Here is an 18,158-nt window from a genome sequence, read left to right as displayed (position 1 = left end):
AGGCCCTACCTAGGGGCGCGTTTCATGTGAAACATTTGGGGATCTTTCGATCGTGGCAGCCGAAGAAGGCATCATGGCAGCTGAAAGAAGCGCGGCTGTGGCTGTGCAGAATCTCGAAGCAGCCGAGGCCGGCAAGGTCGATCCGATGAAGCAGTTCACCATCGAGCCCATTCTGGGTTCCGATTGGCAGCTGGCTGACGGGATCAACATCGCGTTCACCAACTCCGCACTGTGGATGGCGATCACCGCTGTCTTGGTGTGGGTGTTTGTCGCGGGCGGCATGAAGCGCCAACTGGTGCCCGGGCGCTGGCAGATGGCGGTCGAGAGCATGACCGGCTTCATCGACGACCTGCTCGAAGCCAATGTCGGCGCGGCGGGGCGCAAGTATGTCCCCTACATCTTCACCCTTTTCATGTTCATCCTGTTCGGGAACCTGCTCGGCCTCGTGCCGGTCGGTCTGATCCCGGGGGTGCACGCCTTCACCTTCACCAGCCACTTCACCGTCACCGGCGTGCTGGCGATCATGAGCTTCTCGATCGTGCTGATCGTCGGGTTCGCCAAGCATGGTTTCCACTTCTTCTCGCTGTTCTGGCCGTCGAACACGCCCGCGTTTCTCGCGCTGCCGATCAGCCTGATCGAACTCGTGTCCTTCATGGTCCGCCCCTTCAGCCTCGCGCTGCGACTGTTCGTTGCGATGATGGCGGGTCACGTGCTGCTCAAGGTGCTGGCGAGCTTCGTCATTGCCGGCGGTAGCGGCGGCATTGGTACCGGCGTTCTGGTCGGCGTGCCGAGCTTCGTGCTGATGGTCGCGATCAGCGCGCTCGAAATCCTCGTTGCGGGCATTCAGGCCTATGTGTTTGCGCTGCTGACCTCGCTCTACATCAACGACGCGGAAAACCTTCACTGAGGGCTGAGACGCTCTCTCGACTACCCCCGATAACAAACAGATTTTTTCTCAAGGAGTTTATAATCATGGACGCTACTGCTGCAGCTCTCCTCGGTGCCGGTCTTGCGGCGATCGGTGCGGGCCTCGCCGCCCTCGGCGTGGGTAACGTGTTCGCTTCGTTCCTCGAAGGCGCACTTCGTAACCCGGGTGCCGCTGATGGCCAGCAGGGCCGCCTGTTCATCGGCTTCGCGGCCGCCGAACTTCTCGGCCTGCTCGCCTTCGTCATCGCCGTTCTGCTGATCTTCCGCTAAGATCCGTGCTGCGCCGGGCGGGGCGGGATATGTCCTGCCGCGCCCGGTGTGCGCTGCTGAACTGGCGGTAACAAAGGCCCATCATGCCTCAGATCGAACAAATCGCTGCAACACTCTCAAGCCAGGTCTTCTGGCTGCTGGTGTTCTTCGGCCTCACCTTTGTGTTCGTGGGCCTTGGAATGGTGCCCAAGATCATGGGCACGGTCGACTTGCGTGACAAGCAGATCGCTGGCGATCTGGCGGCTGCGCAGACCGCACGCGACGAAGCGACGAGCGAGGAAGAAGCATGGCGCAAGCGTGAAAACGCCAACCGTGCCGCGGCGCAGGGCGTGATCGGCGCAGCCAAGGCCAAGGCCGCGGCTGCCAGCAGCGTCAAGCTCGCCGAGGCGCAGACCCGTCTCGACGGTCGTCTGGCCGAAGCCGAAACCGCGATTGACGCTGCGCGCACCAGCGCCATGGCCGAAATCGAAGCGGTGGCTGCCGATGCCGCGCGCGACATCGTTGCCCGCGTCGCCGGCGCTGATGTGGAACTCGCCGCAGCGCAGGCCGCGGTCAAGGAGGCGATGGCGCATGGCTGATATTCTGATGCTGCTCGCCAGCGGGGCCGAAGGTCATGCCGAACCCGGCGTGCTGGGTCTCGATTCGTACCAGTGGGTCGCGCTGGCGATGAGCGTGCTGATCGCGGTGTTCATCTGGAAGAAGGTCCCCGGCATCATCACCGGCGGGCTCGATGCCAAGATCGCGGCGATCCGCTCGGCGCTTGATGAAGCCAAGACTTTGCGCGCCGAAGCCGAGGCTTTGCGCGCGGAGTATGTCGCCAAGATCGCCAGCGCCGAAAAGGACGCCGAGGCGATGCTGGCTGGCGCGCGTGAAGAGGCTGACGCGATCCTCGCCAAGGCCGAAGCCGACAGCGAAGTGATGGTCGCCCGCCGCCAGAAGATGGCCGAAGACAAGATCGCCGCCGCCGAGCGCGCTGCGATTGCGGAGGTCAAGGCCAAGGCTGTGACTGCTGCGGCTGCGGCATCGCGCAAGCTGATTGCCGAGCGCCATGACGGCGCGGCGGACAAGAAGCTCGCCGACGAGGTTATTGCCTGGCTTTAGACGTTTCCGGTTTTCCCAATCAAGCAGAGGGCGGTCCATTGAGGCCGCCCTTTTCTGTTGTGGCGGGTGAGGTTTGATCGCCCCTGACTGCTCGTAGGCCGCATCAGTAGCGTGAGACACATGATGACCCGCTCCGCCTTCGTCGGTCTCCCCGTGTTGCTGGCGCTCGGAGCCGTAGTTTCGGCGCAGGACACGATGGGTGAACCCATAGTGCTGTGGGAACAGTTCACCACCGCAACGCCCAAGGCCGACGCTAAGGCATTCATGAACAGCCTGCCCAAGCGGCAGCTCGAAGTGATCCCCGGATGCCCGGCACCGTTCGGCTATCGTAGCGGAAAGGCCGGGCTGGTGACGGTGACGTTCATGGGATCACTGGCCCCGGCTAATTGCTTCCCAAGGCTGCGGGCGCAGTTCGAAGGGCAGTGGGGAAAGCCTGAGGTGGATACGGCCCCGTTCGGCAGTGTGATCGGCTACGGCAATGGCGGGGTGCTCGATACGACGTCGACGGGGCTGATGCTGGTCTGGCGCGAAGGTGACAAGAAGACCAAGCTGATCAAGGCGCCCGGCAGCGGCTTCAACCTGATCTTCACCGTGCGGGAGGACAAATACCTCTACTGAGAGGTGGGCCTATGCCCTTGGAACGAACACCACTTTGCCCACCAGCTCGCGCCGCGCCATCGCATCGAAGCCTTCGCGCCAGCGGGAGAGCGGCAGCGTCCGATCAATCGCGGGGGTGATTGCTCCAGCATCGGCGAGTCGCGTGATTGCGTTCTGGATCGCCCGGCCGCGTTCGGGAAAGCGTCGGGCATATTCCCCGGCGCGCAGTCCGATCACGCTGAAGCCCTTGATCAGGGGGATGTTAGTCGCAATGTCGGCGATCCGGCCTGAGGTGAAGCCGACCACCATCAGCTTGCCGCCGAAAGCGACGCAGCGGGTCGATTCGTTGAACACATCGCCGCCCACGGGATCGAACACGATGTCTGCGAGTGCGCCGCTGGTGACGTCTGCCACGGCTTCGCGGAAGCGACCCTCGGCTACGATCACCGCCTCAGGGCGGGCGAGGGCGGCAATCCGGTCGACCTTGTCAGGCGAGCCAGTGGTGGCGATGACGCGGGCGCCCAGCGCGCGGGCGAGGTCGCAAGCCGCAAGGCCCACGCCGCCGCTTGCGCCGTGGACCAGCACCCATTGGCCCTCTTGCAGTCCGCCCAGTTCGACGAGGCCGGAAAAGGCGGTCGAATAAGCTGCGCCCATCGCGGCGGCTGCGGGGAAGTCTATGCCTTGCGGCATCGCCGAGAGCTTGTCGGCCGGCACGCTGGCGCGCTCTGCAAAGGCGCCGGTCTTGTTGCCACCCATAACTCTGTCGCCAGGGGCAAATCCGCTTGGCGGGTCAGCCTCCAGCACTTCGCCAGCGAATTCGAGGCCCGAGGTGAAGGGCGGCTGCGGTTTGAACTGATATTCGCCGCGCGTCATCAGCAGATCGGGAAAGTTCAGCGAGGCCGCACGAACCCGCACCAGCACCTCGCCCGGCGCGCGCACAGGTGCCGGGATTTCGGCGAGCGTCACGCCGGACAGATCGTCCGTCAGCCGATCGACCCTGAGGGCCTGCATGGGGTTAGAAATTGTCCTTGGCCGCCCGAAGTGCCGCAAAGGTCTCGTGCGGAGCCTCGCCGCCCCAGCGCGCCTTCATCGATGGATCGTCGGCGCGCAGGAACGGATTGGTCGCCAGCTCGCGGCGGAGCGTCGTCGGCACCGTCGGCTTGTCCTTGGCCCGCTTGTCGGCGATCTCGGCGGCGTAGTCCTGCAAGGCGACATTCTCGGGATCAGCGTGGAGCGCGAACTTGGCGTTAGACGCTGTATACTCATGAGCGCAGTAGAGCAGGGTTTCAGGCGGCAGCGCCTTGATGCGGCTCAGGCTGTCCCAGAACTGCTGAGGCTGGCCTTCGAACATCCGCCCACAGCCCAGTGCGAAGACCGAATCGCCGACAAAGGCCACCCCCGCCGAGGGCAGATGGAACGCGATGTGACCATTTGTGTGGCCCGAAACGTCGATCACCTGCGCTTCGACGTTGCCCAGCGTCACCGTGTCGCCGTGCGCAATGATGCGGTCGACCGGGAACTTGCCTGCGACCTCGGCCGGGCCGGTGATGGTGCAGCCGGTCGCCTCCTGGATCGCCGCATTGCCGCCAGCGTGGTCGGGGTGCCAGTGGGTGTTCCAGATCTGGGTGATCTTCCAACCCTTCATGTCGGCTTCGAGCAGATAGGCCTTGGCGTCCGGCGTATCGATTGCAACCGTTTCATGGCTGTCGGTGTCGTGGATGAGGTAGCCGTAGTTGTCACTAAGGCACGGGAACTGGTGAACATGGATCATGGGAGCGACCTTACAGGTCCGGCCCGGAAAGGAAAAGGCCCGCCAGCTCGGTTGAGCGGGCGGGCCTTTCATATTGTCCGGGGACGCTCACCCGATGTGGGCGAGCGTCCGCGTTATCCTTAGTCTTGGCTCTTCTTGAGCGCAGCGCCCAGGATGTCGCCGAGCGATGCGCCCGAATCCGACGAACCGAACTGAGCGACAGCTTCCTTTTCCTCGGAAATCTGACGCGCCTTGATCGAGAAGTTGGGCTTCTTCGAACGGTCGAAACCGATCACCATCGCGTCGATCTTGCTGCCGACCTGGAAGCGGTCGGGGCGCTGTTCGTCGCGGTCACGGCCAAGGTCAGCGCGCTTGATGAAGCCGGTCGCACCGTCTTCGCCAACCTGCACTTCAAGGCCGCCGTCACGCACTTCGAGCACGGTGACAGTGACAGTCTGGTTCTTGCGCAGCGAACCGCCGCTGGTGGCGCCTTCAGCCGAGGGCGCACCCTTTTCGAGCTGCTTCATGCCGAGGCTGATGCGTTCCTTGTCGACATCGACATCAAGCACGATGGCCTTGACCATTTCACCCTTGCGGTGAAGCGCCAGCGCGTCCTCGCCCGAGATGCCCCAAGCGATGTCCGACATGTGCACCATGCCGTCGACGTCGCCATCCAGACCGATGAACAGACCGAATTCGGTGGCGTTCTTGACTTCGCCTTCGACTTCGGTGCCAACCGGGTGCTTCTCGGCGAACTCTTCCCACGGATTGCGCTGGGCCTGCTTGAGACCGAGGCTGATGCGGCGCTTGTCGCTGTCGACTTCGAGCACCATCACGTCGACTTCCTGCGAGGTCGAGACGATCTTGCCCGGATGGACGTTCTTCTTGGTCCAGCTCATTTCCGAAACGTGGACGAGGCCTTCGATGCCGGCTTCCAGTTCCACGAACGCGCCGTATTCGGTGATGTTGGTCACCTGACCCTGGAGCTTCATGCCGACCGGGTACTTGGCGGCGACGCCATCCCACGGATCGCTTTCCAGCTGCTTCATGCCGAGGCTGATGCGCTGGGTTTCAGCGTTGATGCGGACAATCTGCACCTTCACGGTATCGCCGATGGCGATCACTTCGCTCGGGTGGTTGACGCGCTTGTAGCTCATGTCGGTGACATGGAGCAGGCCGTCGATGCCGCCGAGATCAACGAACGCACCGTAATCGGTGATGTTCTTGACCACGCCGTCGATGATCTGGCCTTCGACCAGGTCATTGATCAGTTCGCTGCGCTGTTCGGCGCGGGTTTCTTCGAGCACTGCACGACGCGATACGACGATGTTGCCGCGACGACGATCCATCTTGAGGATCTGGAACGGCTGCGGCACGTCCATCAGCGGGGTGACGTCGCGCACGGGGCGGATGTCGACCTGCGAGCCGGGGAGGAACGCCACGGCGCCATCGAGATCGACCGTAAAGCCGCCCTTGACGCGGCCGAAGATGCGGCCTTCGACGCGCTTGCCTTCGCCGAATTCGCTTTCCAGCTTGTCCCACGCAGCTTCGCGGCGGGCACGGTCACGCGACAGCATGGCTTCGCCGTCAGCGTTCTCGACGCGGTCCACGAAGACTTCGACTTCGCCGCCAACGGTCAGGCCGTGGTCGTCTTCGCCGCGGCTGAATTCCTTGAGGGAGATGCGGCCTTCGCTCTTGAGGCCGACGTCGATCACGGCAAAGCCGTTTTCGATCGCAGTGACGGTTCCCTTGACGACGCGGCCTTCAAAGCCATCTTCGCCGGCACCGCCGAGTTGTTCATTGAGCATCGCCTCGAAATCGGCGCGCGTGGGCATCTGGGTTGCCATAGGCTGATTTAGTCCTGTTTCGTTGTGCTACCGGCCACCGGTTTTTCCGGGGTCTTAAACTGCTTCCCGTGCACCATTGCGCGGGCTGGCAGGGCAAGAGGCCGACGTCTCCGCGCCGCCGAATGCGATTGCGCGAAGGTTCTTCAATCAACAAGGATTGCGTGAACGGCCGCGCGCCTAGGCGAGGGCGGGCCAAAATGCAAGGGAAATGGGGCGCTCGGGCCCTAGGCAGACCCTAGGCCGGGTCGGTCGCGCGATAGCGCATAGCCACATCGCAGCGTTGATAGCGTGCGCCATAATCCGCCATGATCGCGGCGTCGTGCTGGAAGCCGAGCTTCTCGTAGAGGTGAATTGCGGCTGCGCACTTATTGCTCGTGAGCAGATACAGCTTGGTCGCGCCCAGTTCCTTCGCCCGGGAGATAATCGCTTCGAGCAGGAATTCCCCCACCTTGAGTCCGCGCGCTGTTTCACGCACCCCCATCTTGGTCAGCTCGAAGCTGCCAGGGCCGGTGCGTTGCAGCGCGCAGGTGCCGACAATCCCGAGGCCAGGCGCCTCCACGAAGAGGATGTCGCCGCCCGGTGCGATGATCCGTTCGCGCGGATTTTCCAGCACGTCGCGATCGGTGGGTTCAAGTGCGAACATCGCCGTAATCCATTCGGCGTTGATGTCGTGGAAATGGCGCGCGAGGCTCTCTTCGAATTCGCGTAACTGCAGCTTACCGGGCGCGACTGCGACCGCACGGTCAGCGATGGATGCTTCGGCAAGCGCGGCTTCGATCTTTTCAAGCTGATGCAGGAAATCACCGTCGACGGCCGCAAGAATTTGTTCCGCCGCCATGCCCACGCGCGGCCACACATCGCTCGCGATCACGGCAACCGCGTTCTGTCCTTCGCTCGAGAGGACAACATTTCGGCTCCGGTGGTTGTCGCTTTGACTGTCGGTGACCATGCCGATCCTGCGCAGCTGTCCGAGTGTCCGAGTGATGCCCGGCTGACTGGTGCCGCAGGCCTCGGCCAACTGTCCCACTGACATTGGGCCCGTCCTGAGCGCGGCGAGGATTGCCATTTGTCCCGGCTGAAGTGGCAATCCGGTTTCGGTAATGACGGTGGCCGCGCCGGCCTGCATACGATCACCGAGCCGTTTCAGCCTGCTGCCGAGGAAAGACGGCCCCATCTGAGCAACGACATCCGCCATTCGAACACTCCATAACACGATATATAACGCGTTATATTCCACGCAGCGGTCAGATTGCAAGTGCGTGGGGGGCTATCGTGCCAGCTTGTGCTCCACCGCTTCAATCGCGGCTTCGATCGCGGCATCGCGGCCGAAGTGGGTGGTGTCGATCACCAGCGCGCCGGGTGCCGCCATCAGCGGGGCGTCCTTGCGGTTCATGTCGCGCGCGTCACGGGCGGCGATGTCGTATTCGATTGTCGAGAGGGCGACGTCGATCCCGCGCCCCGTCATCTCGGCCCAGCGGCGGCGCGCGCGTTCGGCGACGCTGGCGGTGACTAACAGCTTCACACGCGCTTCGGGTGCAATCACCGTGCCGATATCGCGCCCGTCGAGCACCGCGCCGCTCTCTTGCAGGGCAAAGGCACGCTGGCGTTCGTAAAGCGCGTGACGCACCGCCGGATGCACGGAGACGCGGCTCGCATAGCCGCCGACGTCCTCTGAGCGCAGAATGTCATCCTCAACCAGGCTTTCCGTGAAGTCGCAGGCGGCGATGGCATCGTGCGGATCATCGGGATTGCCGCCCAGCAATTGCACCTGCCGACCGACCGCGCGGTAGAGCAAGCCAGTGTCGAGATGCGGCAGGCCGAAATGCGCGGCCAACGCTTTAGCGATGGTGCCTTTGCCCGATGCTGTGGGGCCGTCGACGGCGATGATCATTCGGCGCTCTCTTGGGCATCGATGCGTTGGTCGATTCTGGCCATCCAGTCGCGGTAGATCGCTTCTGAGACCTCGGGCCGTTCCGAGATGAAGGCGTGGCTACCGCCGGGGACGACCGCCAACTCCGCGCCGGGGGTCAGGGCGAGGAAATCCTGCACCGTGTCGATCCGCGCCTCGTCGTACTGGCCGACCACAAACAGAATCCGCTTGCCATCGACGCGGTGCAGCAACCCGCTGGCGTCATAGCTCGCCAGCGAGCCCGACGCGCGGAATTCGGTTGGCCCCCACATGGCGTTGTAGACGGTGGCGTTGAACCCCTTGCCGCCATAGCGCGCGCGGTAGGCGAGCGCTTCGGGCGAGGGGGCGGGGCGGTCAGCGCGGCCGTTGTAAGCGGCGTAGAAGGCGGCGGTGGCAGGCTCGCAGACTTCGGCAGCGGGCGGGGTGGGACCTTGGCACGCGCGGATCGCGGCGGCGACATCATCCGGCAGGTCGCGGATCAACAGGTTGGTGCCGGTGATCCAGTGCGAGGTCGACAGGAAGGTGCCGCTCAGCACGGCAGAGGCGGTGTTCTCGGGATAGGCGGCGGCATATTCGAGCGCGAGGGCCGAGCCCCAGCTGTGCCCGATCACATGCCAACGCTCGATGCCCAGTTCCTTGCGGATCGCCTCAAGCTCGGCGACGAAACGCTCGGGCCGCCAGTTCGCGGGGTTCTCCGGCCGGTCAGACATGCCGCTGTCGAGCTGGTCGTAGAGGATCACCGGCCGCTGGTCGGCAAGGCTCAGAAGGCCGCCGAAGTTCACATGCGTGCCGCCCGGGCCGCCGTGGATGATGATCACCGGGGTCGCGCCCTCACCGATGGTGCCATTAACCCGCGCCCAGACCTTGCCGCCTTCCACCGCGACGCGGTGTTCCGAGGTCGCGACCGACCAATCGGCGGCCGGATCGGTGGGCAGGGAAGTGGTCTGCGCCATTGCGGGCGCCGAGGCTGCCAGCAGGGCAAAAGCGGCGGCGGCAAGCTTGGTCATGTTCAAGACTTTTCTCCCTCGATGGTGCGCGCCCGCCAAGCCCGGGCCAGCCCGAAAATGGCAATCGCGGCCCAGAAGCCTTCGAGCACCAGGCTCGCCCAATTGGTGTGGTAGATCAAGGATACCGTCAGCAGCGCGGCGCCCATCAGGTTGGTGCCATGGAGCACAAACGGATTGGTCGCCTTGGCCAGCGTCAGATAGGCGTAGGCGCCGATAATGCAGGCCGTGCCGCACAGGCCGATGATGCTCGGCCAGTCGAGCGGAGTGTTCACCGCGCGGCCTCTTCGAGTAGCGGCATAAAAGTCGGGAAGCTGGTGTTGATCGGTGCGGTGTCGTCCACCATAACGCCGTCGCGGCTGACCAGCCCGGCCACCGCCATGCTCATGGCGATACGGTGATCGAGCATGGTCTTGACGCGCCCGTTGGCGCTGCCCCGCAGCGGTTCGCCGCCGGTGCCGTGGATGGTGAGGCCATCTTCATGCTCCTCAACCCGTGCGCCCACGCTGGTGAGCGCCGCGGCCATGGTGGCGAGGCGGTCGCTTTCCTTGACGCGCAGTTCATCAAGGCCGCTGGTGCGGGTGGTGCCCTTGGCCAGGGCCGCAGCGACGAACAGCACCGGGAATTCGTCGATCATGCTGGGCGCAATCGCCGGGTCGACATCCACGCCGGTCAGCTGCGCATGGCGCACGCGCAAATCCGCCACCGGCTCGCCGCCGACTTCGCGGGGGTTCACTTCTTCGATATCCGCGCCCATCTGGCGCAGCACGGCGAGCAGTCCGGCGCGGGTGGGGTTGAGGCCGACATTGCGGATGGTGAGATCGCTGCCCGGCACAATGCTCGCCGCGACCATGAAGAACGCGGCGGAGGAGGGATCGCCGGGCACGGTCACATCCATCGGCTTGAGGTCTGCCTCGCCGTGGATCGCAATGACGGTCTCGCCATTCTCCACTCCCACCTCCAGCTTCGCGCCGAAGCCGGTCAGCATCCGCTCGGTATGGTCGCGGGTGGGGACAGGCTCGATCACGCGGGTGATGCCGGGGGTGTTGAGGCCCGCGAGCAGCACCGCGCTTTTGACCTGCGCGCTCGCCACCGGGAGCCGATAGGTGATCGGCACAGCGGGGGACGCGCCGCGCAGCATCAGTGGAAGGGTGCCGCCCGCCGAGGCTTCGATACCAGCGCCCATCATCGCCAGCGGGTCGATCACGCGCTTCATCGGGCGGCCTGACAGGCTCGCATCACCCACGAAGGTCGCGGTGATGGCATGGCTGGCGACCAGCCCCATCAGCAGCCGGGTCGAGGTGCCCGAATTGCCCATGTCGAGCGCGGTCTTGGGTTCCAGCAGGCTGCCGACGCCGACGCCGTCCACCGTCCAGGTGCCGTCTTCGTTACGGGCAATCTGCGCGCCGAACGCCCGCATCGCGGCGGCTGTGGCCAGCACATCCTCGCCTTCCAGCAGGCCGGCGATAGTGCTGCGGCCCACCGCGAGCCCGGCAAACATCAGCGATCGGTGGCTGATCGACTTGTCGCCAGGAACGCTGATCGCGCCGGTGAGCGGGCCGAGGGCTGAGAAACGGTGGCTGGTCATGAGGCGGCGGTCTTTGACAGCGCCCCGCGCTTCTGGCAAGGCGCGCCGCGCATCGGGCCCGACCCGTTGATTCAAGGCGCTCGATACCAAGGCCCTTGAATCAAGTCAGGCCGGAACCCACAATTCTCGTGCAATCCCGCGAATTCGCACCTGCGCTTCGCCCGCCCTGGTTTGGGGGCGGCCAGTTTGAGGAATACAGATGGCAAAGCCCGAATGGGGTACCAAGCGTACCTGCCCCAAGTGCGCGGAGCGCTTCTACGATCTCGGCAAGGAAGACCCGGTCACCTGCATCGAATGCGGTGAGACATGGTCGCCGGAGCCGGTGCTCAAGTCGAAGCAGCCGATTCCCTTCGAGGAAGTCGAAAAGAAGAAGGATGTCGATGCTGACGCCGATCTCGGCGGCGATGACGATATCGATGATCTGGAAGACATCGAGGACATCGACGAGGACGGCGATTCGCCCGACAATGATGTCGACCTCGGCGGCGACGACGATCTGGGCGTTGCCACTTCGGGTGACGACGAAGATCACGAGAATTGATGGTCCGCACCCCGTCCGGGGTGCGAAATCCTCGCTCATGCGACCTCGCGGTCGCATCGCTGCGGGCGGCCGGTCGGCCTTGCGGTTGCTGCGCAACCGTTTGACAGACCAAACACCGATTTGGCGATTATCGCGCCGGATCATTCAAAATACGCTTGCCAAGGTGAGGCGGCCCCACTAATGGCCGCCTCCCGCAAGCAGGGCACTTTGCCTTGCTAGCATGATGACTGGCTCGGGGCCTTAGCTCAGCTGGGAGAGCGCAACACTGGCAGTGTTGAGGTCAGCGGTTCGATCCCGCTAGGCTCCACCAGTCATCCTGATCAAAGTCGGAATATGTAGCCCACTATGGGCGCAATTTCGCAACGCTGGCCGACGAGGTTTCGTCCGCCGGCGTTTTTCGCATTTTTCGGGCGCTGCGGTGTCCGGGTGGAGAAGTTGGCGATGTTCGACACGCTGTCTGACCGTCTTGGCGGGGTCTTTGACAAGCTCAGAGGCCGCGGCGCGCTGCGTGAGCAGGACGTGCGCGATGCCATGCGCGAAGTGCGGATCGCGCTGCTCGAAGCCGACGTCGCGCTCCCCGTTGCCCGCCGCTTTATCGATGCCGTCACCGAAAAGGCCGTGGGCCAGGACGTGCTCCGCTCGGTCACGCCGGGCCAGCAGGTCATCAAGATCGTCCATGACGAACTGGTCGAGACATTGGGCGGCATGGAGGTCGAAGGCCTACGCTTCGACGCCAAGCCGCCGGTCGTGATCATGATGGTCGGCCTGCAAGGCTCGGGCAAGACCACCACCACCGCCAAGCTCGCCAAGCTGATCCGCGAACGCCACGGCAAGAAGGCGTTGATGGCGTCGCTCGACGTCAACCGTCCGGCCGCGCAGGAACAGCTGGCAATCCTCGGCACGCAGGTCGATGTGGCGACGCTGCCGATCGTCGTCGGCCAACAGCCGGTCGACATTGCCCGGCGCGCGATGGAATCGGCGCGGCTCCAGAATTTTGACGTCCTGTTGCTCGACACTGCGGGCCGCCTGCACGTTGATGATGCGCTGATGGCCGAGATGAAGGCTGTCGCTGGCGTGTCGTCGCCTAATGAAGTGCTGCTGGTTGTCGACTCACTGACGGGTCAGGACGCGGTCAACGTCGCGCAGAACTTCACCAATGAAGTGCCGCTGACCGGCGTGGTGCTGACCCGCATGGACGGCGATGCGCGCGGCGGCGCAGCGCTTTCCATGCGGGCGGTCACCGGCAAGCCGATCAAGTTTGCCGGCACCGGCGAAAAGCTCGACGCGATTGAGCCCTTCCGCCCCGGCTCTGTCGCTGACCGTATCCTCGGCATGGGCGACGTTGTCAGCCTGGTTGAGCGGGCGGCGGCGGCCATCAAGGAAGAGGACGCCGAAAAGCTCGCGCGCAACCTCGAGAAGGGCAAGTTCGATCTCGACGATCTCGCCATGCAGCTCAAGCAGATGCGCAACATGGGCGGCCTCGGGATGCTCGCTGGCATGATGCCGGGCATGAAGAAGGCCAAGGCGGCGATGGCCAATTCCGGGATGGACGACAAGGTGCTCGTCCACATGGAAGCGATCATCGGATCGATGACCGCCAAGGAACGCGCCAATCCCGATCTGATGAACGCCAAGCGCAAGAAGCGCGTGGCAGCAGGTAGCGGCACCGACGTGCAGACGGTCAACAAGGTGCTGAAGATGCACCAGGAAATGGCCCGCGCGATGAAGCAGATCAAGAAGATGGGCGGCCTCAAGGGGCTGGCCGCGATGTTCGGCGGCGGCGGTGCTGGCGGTCCGATGGGCGGGATGCCCGGGATGGGGGGCGGCGCAGGCGGTCTTCCCGGTCTCGGCGGCCCCGGAGGAATGGGCGGCATGGGCGGATTGCCCGGCCTTGGCGGCCCTCCGCGCGGCAAGAAGTAGTTTCAGTTCAAGTATTTAAGTTCAAAAATCAAATCCAATTCCAATCGAAAGGTAGCATTCCATGTCCATTTCCATCCGGCTCTCGCGCGGCGGTGCCAAGAAGCGTCCCTATTACCGCATCGTCGTCGCCAACAGCCGCAGCCCGCGCGACGGCAAGTATCTTGAGCAGATCGGCACCTATAACCCGCTGCTCGCCAAGGATTCGGGCGAGCGCGTGAAGATCACCGAAGACCGCGCCCGTTACTGGCTCGGCGTTGGCGCGCAGCCGACCGACCGTGTTGCCCGCTTCCTCGATGCCGCTGGCATCCTTGAGCGTGCGGCGCGCGTGAACCCCAAGAAGGGTGAGCCCGGCGAAAAGGCCAAGGAGCGCGCTGAAGAGCGTGCCGCCAAGATCGCCGAAGCTGAAGAAGCTGCCCGCGCCGCTGAAGAAGAAGCCAAGGCCGCTGCTGCTGCCCCGGCTCCGGTTGCCGAAGAAGCGCCTGCTGAAGAAGCCACCGCCGAAGAAGCGCCTGCCGCTGAAGAAGCTGCTGCTGAGGAAGCCCCGGCTGCTGAAGAAGCAGCGACCGAAGAACAGGCCGAAGGCTAAGCTGATATGACCAAGCCCGTCACCCTCGCCGCCATCATCGGCGCGCATGGGGTGGCGGGCGAGGTGCGTCTGAAGCTGTTCGGGGAGGGCGCTCAGACGCTCTCCAGCCACAAAAGCTTCAATGACGGGGCGCTCACCCTTATCAAGGTGCGGGATGACGGGAAAGGCGGCGCGATTGCGCGGCTGGCCGAAAGCACCTCGCGCGGGGATGCTGAAAAGCTGCGCGGCACCGCGCTGACCGTCCCCCGCGACGCCTTGCCGCCCTTGGCGGAGGGCGAGTTCTACCACGCCGACCTGCTCGGATTGCCGGTTGTCACCGACACCGGAGAGAGCGTCGGCAGTGTGCTTGCGATCGAAAATTTCGGCGCGACCGACATCATCGAAATCACCCGCGCCCCCGTCCCCGAAAAGGGGCCGAAGACTTTCATGGTGCCGATGATTCCCACCGCTGTAATCGAATGGGATCAGACAAGGCTTGTGATCGGAGCCGCTTTCGCCGAAGATTGACGGTGTGAGCCCGCCTGACGACGCCCTCTGGCAGCGTATCGCCGACCACCGGATCGGCCCTGCGGACGCATCTCTCACTTTCGCCGCCCGTCTCGCTCGGGAAAACCGCTGGAGCGAGCCACACGCCCGCCGCGTGATCGATGAGTATAAGTGCTTCTGCTATCTCGCGGTGACCGCCGGGCACGAAGTCACGCCGTCTGACGCGGTGGACCAGGCCTGGCATCTCCACCTCACCTACAGCCGCGACTATTGGGAGGTGTTCTGCCCCGCCGTGCTGGCGTCACCCCTGCACCACGGGCCCACGCAGGGCGGCGAGATCGAGCGGACGCGGTTCTACCGCCAATATGCCGATACGCTCGCCGCCTACGAGGCCGCCTTTGGCGCCCCGCCGCCTGCCGACATCTGGCCAGCGGCCAACAGGCGGTTTTCCGTCGATCCCAAAGGTGTTCGCGTTAACGTGTTCGATGATATTATTCTCAAACGCCGGGTCGCTCTGGCGCTGAGTCTGATTGTCTTTCTGGCAGGCTTGATCGCGGGAAGGATGTTATAATGCAGCTGTTCTCGTCCTGGACGGGCAGCGATTTCTTGCTGTTTTACACGATGTTGCTTGGTCTTGCGACCTTCGCTGCATGGTGGCTGCCGGCGCATCTGCGCGAGCCGGGGCGGCAGGGCGAATCCAATGATCTTGAGAGCATCGCATTGCTGGCAGGTGGCCGCGAACGCATGGCCGATTCGCTGATTGCCGATCTATACGTGCGCGGCGCGCTGGTTCCGGCCGACAAGGGCAAGCTTCACGTGGCCGCGCGCGATCTCCCCGTCAGTCCGGGCGGCAAGGCGCTGCTGGCCATTGATGCTCCGGTGACGCTCAATGAAGCACGCCGCGCAATCCACATTCATGCCGACCGGGTCGCGGCCCGCCTGCGCCGCGCAGGCCTGCTGCTGCGCCCTGAAGAGCACAGCCGCTTGCGCTTGCTTTCGGTCGCGCCCTTTGCCGCGCTGTTCGCGCTTGGGCTCTATCGCCAGCGGGCCGGGAGCGCGCTGGACGAGCCGACCGGGTTTTTGATTGTGCTGCTGGGACTGACCGTCGCACTGGCGGTGATCCGCTTCGCCAAGAGCGATCCGCGCACGGCGGCGGGCGTGGCAATCGTGCAGCAGATGCGGGCGCGCAACGGCCGCTTTGCCCGCGCACCGCGCCCTGACGAGGCGGCGATGGCGGTGGCATTGTTCGGGACCGGCGTTCTGGTCGGCACGCCATGGGAGCCGGTTCACGCGATGCGCCAGAGGGATGGTGACGGCGGCGGGGCCGATGGCAGCAGCGATGGCGGCTGCGGCGGCGGTGGCTGCGGCGGTTGCGGGGGCTGATTTCCCCCCCGAAGCATCGCGCCGAAAAGTGGGAACCGGTTTTCGGCTTCTAGCGATGCGACAATAAACGGTTAGAGCAGCTTGCGTGATTCCCAAATCGCGCACGTTGCTCTAAGCGCACGCCATGACGAAGCTTTCTGTCGCTGTTGTGCAAGCCGCGCCGATCCCGCTCGATTTTCAGGCCGGGATCGACAAGGCGCTACGTCTGGCGCGCGAGGCCGTTGACGGCGGCGCGCAAGTGGTCGCTTTTGGCGAGACTTTCCTCGGCGGTTACCCGCTGTGGCTCGACGAGGCACCCGGCGCGGCCCTGTGGGATCACCCCGGCACCAAGGCGCTCCACGCGATCATGCTCGAACAAGCGGTGGTCGCCAATGACGAGCGGTTGCTCCCGTTGCAGGAGCTCGCCGACGCGAGCGGTGCGATCATCAGCATCGGCGCGCACGAACGGGTGCGGCGGAGCCTTGTGAATAACCAGATGACCTTCCGTCCGGGCCTGCCGGTGCTCGATCACCGCAAGCTGGTGCCGACCCACGGCGAGCGTCTGATCTGGGCGCGTGGCGATGGTACGACGCTGGGCGTACATGAAGCAGAGTGGGGCCGCCTTGGTTCGCTGATCTGCTGGGAGCACTGGATGCCGCTCGCCCGCGCGGCAATGCACAATCTGGGCGAGGATGTGCACATCGCCGCTTGGCCGACTGTGCGCGAGAGCCACCAGATCGCCTCACGGCACTATGCGATGGAGGGGCGGTGCTTCGTGCTGGCGGCGGGGCTGGTGCAGGTGAAGGATGATCTGCTGGATGGGCTGGAGCGGGTGGGCGGTGATGCCGCCGCACGCGAGTTGCTGGAGGCGATCCCCGGCGAAGTGCTCAACCGCGGCGGCTCCCTGATCGCCGCGCCCGACACCCGCGTAATCGCGCAGGCGGGCGAGGGTGAGGAGACGTTGCTGGCGGAACTCGATCTTGGCGAAGTCACGGCAGGATTGGCGAATCTCGATACGGACGGACACTACGCCCGGCCGGATGTGTTTGAGCTGACCGTTGATACGCGAGCGAAGGACGGGGTGGCCTGGAAATGACCTTTGCCGCCACCATCCTCACGCTCTATCCCGAGATGTTCCCCGGGCCGCTCGGCGTGTCGCTCGCGGGCCGCGCTATGGCTGAGGGCAGGTGGGCGTGCGAGACGGTGCAGATCCGCGACTTTGCCGAGGACAGGCACCGGACCGTCGATGATACGCCCGCAGGAGGCGGGGCAGGGATGGTCTTGAAGTGCGACGTGCTGGCGCGGGCTTTGGACAGCGCTCCTGTTGCCGGCCGCCCCATCCTCGCCATGACTCCGCGCGGAAAACCCATCACCCAAGCGCGCATCCGCGAACTCGCCAGCGGCCCCGGCGTCATCATCCTGTGCGGGCGCTTTGAAGGCTTCGACGAACGCCTGTTCGAGGCCCGTCCGGAGATCGAACAAGTCTCCCTCGCCGACATCGTTCTCAGCGGCGGCGAGATGGCCGCGCTGACCATCCTTGACGCTTGCATTCGGCTGCTTCCCGGCGTAATGGGCGCGGCTTCCAGCGGGGATGAGGAGAGCTTTGAACAAAGCCTCCTTGAATACCCGCACTATACCCGACCTCAGGAATGGGAAGGGCGCACGATCCCCGAAGTGCTGCGATCGGGGGATCATGCGAAAATCGCTGCTTGGCGTAAGGCAAGGAGCGAGGAAGACACACGGTCACGCAGGCCGGACTTGTGGGAGCGCTATGAGGGTGCTCGGGTCCAACCTGCCTCTGGCGCGCGGCGAAAAGACAAGGAACCGGACCAGTGAACCTGATCCAGCAGATTGAAGCCGAAGAAATCGCCAAGTCCGGCAAGGACATCCCCGAATTCCGCGCGGGCGACACCGTCCGCGTCGGCGTGAAGGTGAAGGAAGGCAACCGTGAGCGTGTTCAGAACTACGAAGGCGTCGTGATCGCCCGTTCGAACCGCGGCATGGGCAGCAACTTCACCGTGCGCAAGATGAGCTTCGGCGAAGGCGTCGAGCGCGTTTTCCCGCTCTACTCGCCGATCGTCGAGAGCATCACCGTGGTCCGCCGCGGCGTGGTGCGTCGCGCCAAGCTCTATTACCTGCGCGGCCGCACCGGCAAGAGCGCACGTATCGTCGAGCGCAAGATGAACGCCCCCAAGGCGTAAGGCTTCATCGCCAGCAATTATCAAAGGGCGGTCCGGTAACGGGCCGCCCTTTTCGTTTGTGCTCCCCCA

Annotated in this window: 22 protein-coding genes and 1 tRNA gene; 15 read left to right on the top strand and 8 right to left on the bottom strand. The window is 64.5% G+C overall.

The features are described from left to right. Nucleotides 1-73 precede the first annotated feature (73 nt). From GRI59_RS10945 to GRI59_RS10925, 5 genes are all read left to right on the top strand, one after another. Nucleotides 74-907 carry a F0F1 ATP synthase subunit A gene (locus GRI59_RS10945; RefSeq protein WP_160761196.1) on the top strand — a complete coding sequence of 278 codons (834 nt, stop codon included), beginning with the start codon at nt 74-76 and terminating at the stop codon, nt 905-907. Nucleotides 908-972: 65 nt separating this feature from the next. Then, a complete protein-coding gene (locus tag GRI59_RS10940; protein WP_054118254.1) occupies nt 973-1,197 on the top strand; it encodes a F0F1 ATP synthase subunit C in 225 nt (74 codons plus the stop codon). Nucleotides 1,198-1,280: 83 nt separating this feature from the next. Next, nucleotides 1,281-1,775, top strand: a complete 495-nt coding sequence (locus GRI59_RS10935; RefSeq protein ID WP_160761195.1) for a F0F1 ATP synthase subunit B family protein — start codon at nt 1,281-1,283, stop codon at nt 1,773-1,775. After that, entirely contained in the window at nt 1,768-2,298 is a 531-nt protein-coding gene (locus tag GRI59_RS10930; protein ID WP_160761194.1) for a F0F1 ATP synthase subunit B family protein, read from the top strand. Before GRI59_RS10935 ends, GRI59_RS10930 begins: the two co-directional genes overlap by 8 nt. Before the next feature lie 120 nt (nt 2,299-2,418). After that, nucleotides 2,419-2,916 carry a hypothetical protein gene (locus GRI59_RS10925; protein WP_160761193.1) on the top strand — a complete coding sequence of 166 codons (498 nt, stop codon included), beginning with the start codon at nt 2,419-2,421 and terminating at the stop codon, nt 2,914-2,916. A gap of 9 nt (nt 2,917-2,925) precedes the next feature. Here the strand turns inward: GRI59_RS10925 and GRI59_RS10920 are convergent, their stop codons facing one another. The 8 genes from GRI59_RS10920 to aroA form a co-directional block, all read right to left on the bottom strand. After that, nucleotides 2,926-3,906, bottom strand: a complete 981-nt coding sequence (locus GRI59_RS10920; protein WP_160761192.1) for an NADPH:quinone oxidoreductase family protein — start codon at nt 3,904-3,906, stop codon at nt 2,926-2,928. Between the two features lie 4 nt (nt 3,907-3,910). Continuing rightward, a complete protein-coding gene (gene gloB / locus GRI59_RS10915) occupies nt 3,911-4,666 on the bottom strand; it encodes a hydroxyacylglutathione hydrolase (RefSeq protein ID WP_160761191.1) in 756 nt (251 codons plus the stop codon). A 119-nt stretch (nt 4,667-4,785) separates the two neighbouring features. Continuing rightward, nucleotides 4,786-6,492, bottom strand: coding sequence for a 30S ribosomal protein S1 (rpsA, locus tag GRI59_RS10910; RefSeq protein WP_160761190.1), 1,707 nt, complete (start codon nt 6,490-6,492; stop codon nt 4,786-4,788). Between the two features lie 235 nt (nt 6,493-6,727). Beyond that, nucleotides 6,728-7,687, bottom strand: a complete 960-nt coding sequence (locus GRI59_RS10905) for a bifunctional helix-turn-helix transcriptional regulator/GNAT family N-acetyltransferase (protein ID WP_160761189.1) — start codon at nt 7,685-7,687, stop codon at nt 6,728-6,730. Nucleotides 7,688-7,759: 72 nt separating this feature from the next. Then, a complete protein-coding gene (locus GRI59_RS10900; RefSeq protein ID WP_160761188.1) occupies nt 7,760-8,383 on the bottom strand; it encodes a (d)CMP kinase in 624 nt (207 codons plus the stop codon). Then, the gene (locus GRI59_RS10895) at nt 8,380-9,408 is read right to left on the bottom strand and encodes a proline iminopeptidase-family hydrolase (protein WP_160761633.1); all 1,029 of its coding nucleotides are present in this window, start codon (nt 9,406-9,408) and stop codon (nt 8,380-8,382) included. Before GRI59_RS10895 ends, GRI59_RS10900 begins: the two co-directional genes overlap by 4 nt. Before the next feature lie 2 nt (nt 9,409-9,410). Further along, complete coding sequence (locus GRI59_RS10890; RefSeq protein WP_160761187.1) at nt 9,411-9,680, bottom strand: CBU_0592 family membrane protein; 270 nt, start codon at nt 9,678-9,680, stop codon at nt 9,411-9,413. Continuing rightward, nucleotides 9,677-10,993, bottom strand: a complete 1,317-nt coding sequence (aroA, locus tag GRI59_RS10885; protein WP_160761186.1) for a 3-phosphoshikimate 1-carboxyvinyltransferase — start codon at nt 10,991-10,993, stop codon at nt 9,677-9,679. Before aroA ends, GRI59_RS10890 begins: the two co-directional genes overlap by 4 nt. Nucleotides 10,994-11,192: 199 nt before the next feature. On the opposite strand from aroA, the gene GRI59_RS10880 reads away from it, so the two are divergent. From GRI59_RS10880 to rplS, 10 genes are all read left to right on the top strand, one after another. Then, nucleotides 11,193-11,534: a TIGR02300 family protein gene (locus GRI59_RS10880; protein WP_160761185.1), complete on the top strand. Its 342-nt coding sequence runs from the start codon at nt 11,193-11,195 to the stop codon at nt 11,532-11,534. 234 nt (nt 11,535-11,768) lie between these two features. After that, nucleotides 11,769-11,844, top strand: a tRNA-Ala gene (locus GRI59_RS10875). A 131-nt stretch (nt 11,845-11,975) separates the two neighbouring features. Beyond that, nucleotides 11,976-13,454, top strand: coding sequence for a signal recognition particle protein (ffh, locus tag GRI59_RS10870; protein ID WP_160761184.1), 1,479 nt, complete (start codon nt 11,976-11,978; stop codon nt 13,452-13,454). A gap of 61 nt (nt 13,455-13,515) precedes the next feature. Beyond that, nucleotides 13,516-14,040, top strand: coding sequence for a 30S ribosomal protein S16 (gene rpsP / locus GRI59_RS10865; RefSeq protein WP_160761183.1), 525 nt, complete (start codon nt 13,516-13,518; stop codon nt 14,038-14,040). 6 nt (nt 14,041-14,046) lie between these two features. Continuing rightward, nucleotides 14,047-14,547, top strand: a complete 501-nt coding sequence (rimM, locus tag GRI59_RS10860; RefSeq protein ID WP_160761182.1) for a ribosome maturation factor RimM — start codon at nt 14,047-14,049, stop codon at nt 14,545-14,547. 4 nt (nt 14,548-14,551) lie between these two features. Further along, nucleotides 14,552-15,097, top strand: a complete 546-nt coding sequence (locus GRI59_RS10855) for a glycine-rich domain-containing protein (RefSeq protein WP_160761181.1) — start codon at nt 14,552-14,554, stop codon at nt 15,095-15,097. Continuing rightward, nucleotides 15,097-15,909: a TIGR04222 domain-containing membrane protein gene (locus GRI59_RS10850; RefSeq protein ID WP_160761180.1), complete on the top strand. Its 813-nt coding sequence runs from the start codon at nt 15,097-15,099 to the stop codon at nt 15,907-15,909. Before GRI59_RS10855 ends, GRI59_RS10850 begins: the two co-directional genes overlap by 1 nt. Before the next feature lie 124 nt (nt 15,910-16,033). After that, complete coding sequence (locus GRI59_RS10845) at nt 16,034-16,984, top strand: carbon-nitrogen hydrolase family protein (protein ID WP_160761179.1); 951 nt, start codon at nt 16,034-16,036, stop codon at nt 16,982-16,984. Further along, nucleotides 16,981-17,724, top strand: a complete 744-nt coding sequence (trmD, locus tag GRI59_RS10840; RefSeq protein WP_160761178.1) for a tRNA (guanosine(37)-N1)-methyltransferase TrmD — start codon at nt 16,981-16,983, stop codon at nt 17,722-17,724. Before GRI59_RS10845 ends, trmD begins: the two co-directional genes overlap by 4 nt. After that, a complete protein-coding gene (gene rplS, locus GRI59_RS10835) occupies nt 17,721-18,089 on the top strand; it encodes a 50S ribosomal protein L19 (RefSeq protein WP_160761177.1) in 369 nt (122 codons plus the stop codon). The genes trmD and rplS overlap by 4 nt, the downstream gene beginning before the upstream one ends. Nucleotides 18,090-18,158: the final 69 nt, after the last annotated feature.

Origin of the sequence: Erythrobacter ramosus (assembly GCF_009828055.1) — a bacterium.
GTDB classification, from domain to species: Bacteria; Pseudomonadota; Alphaproteobacteria; order Sphingomonadales; family Sphingomonadaceae; genus Erythrobacter; species Erythrobacter ramosus.
Note: the sequence above shows the minus strand (reverse complement) of the source record. Positions and strands in the feature narration are given on the sequence as shown.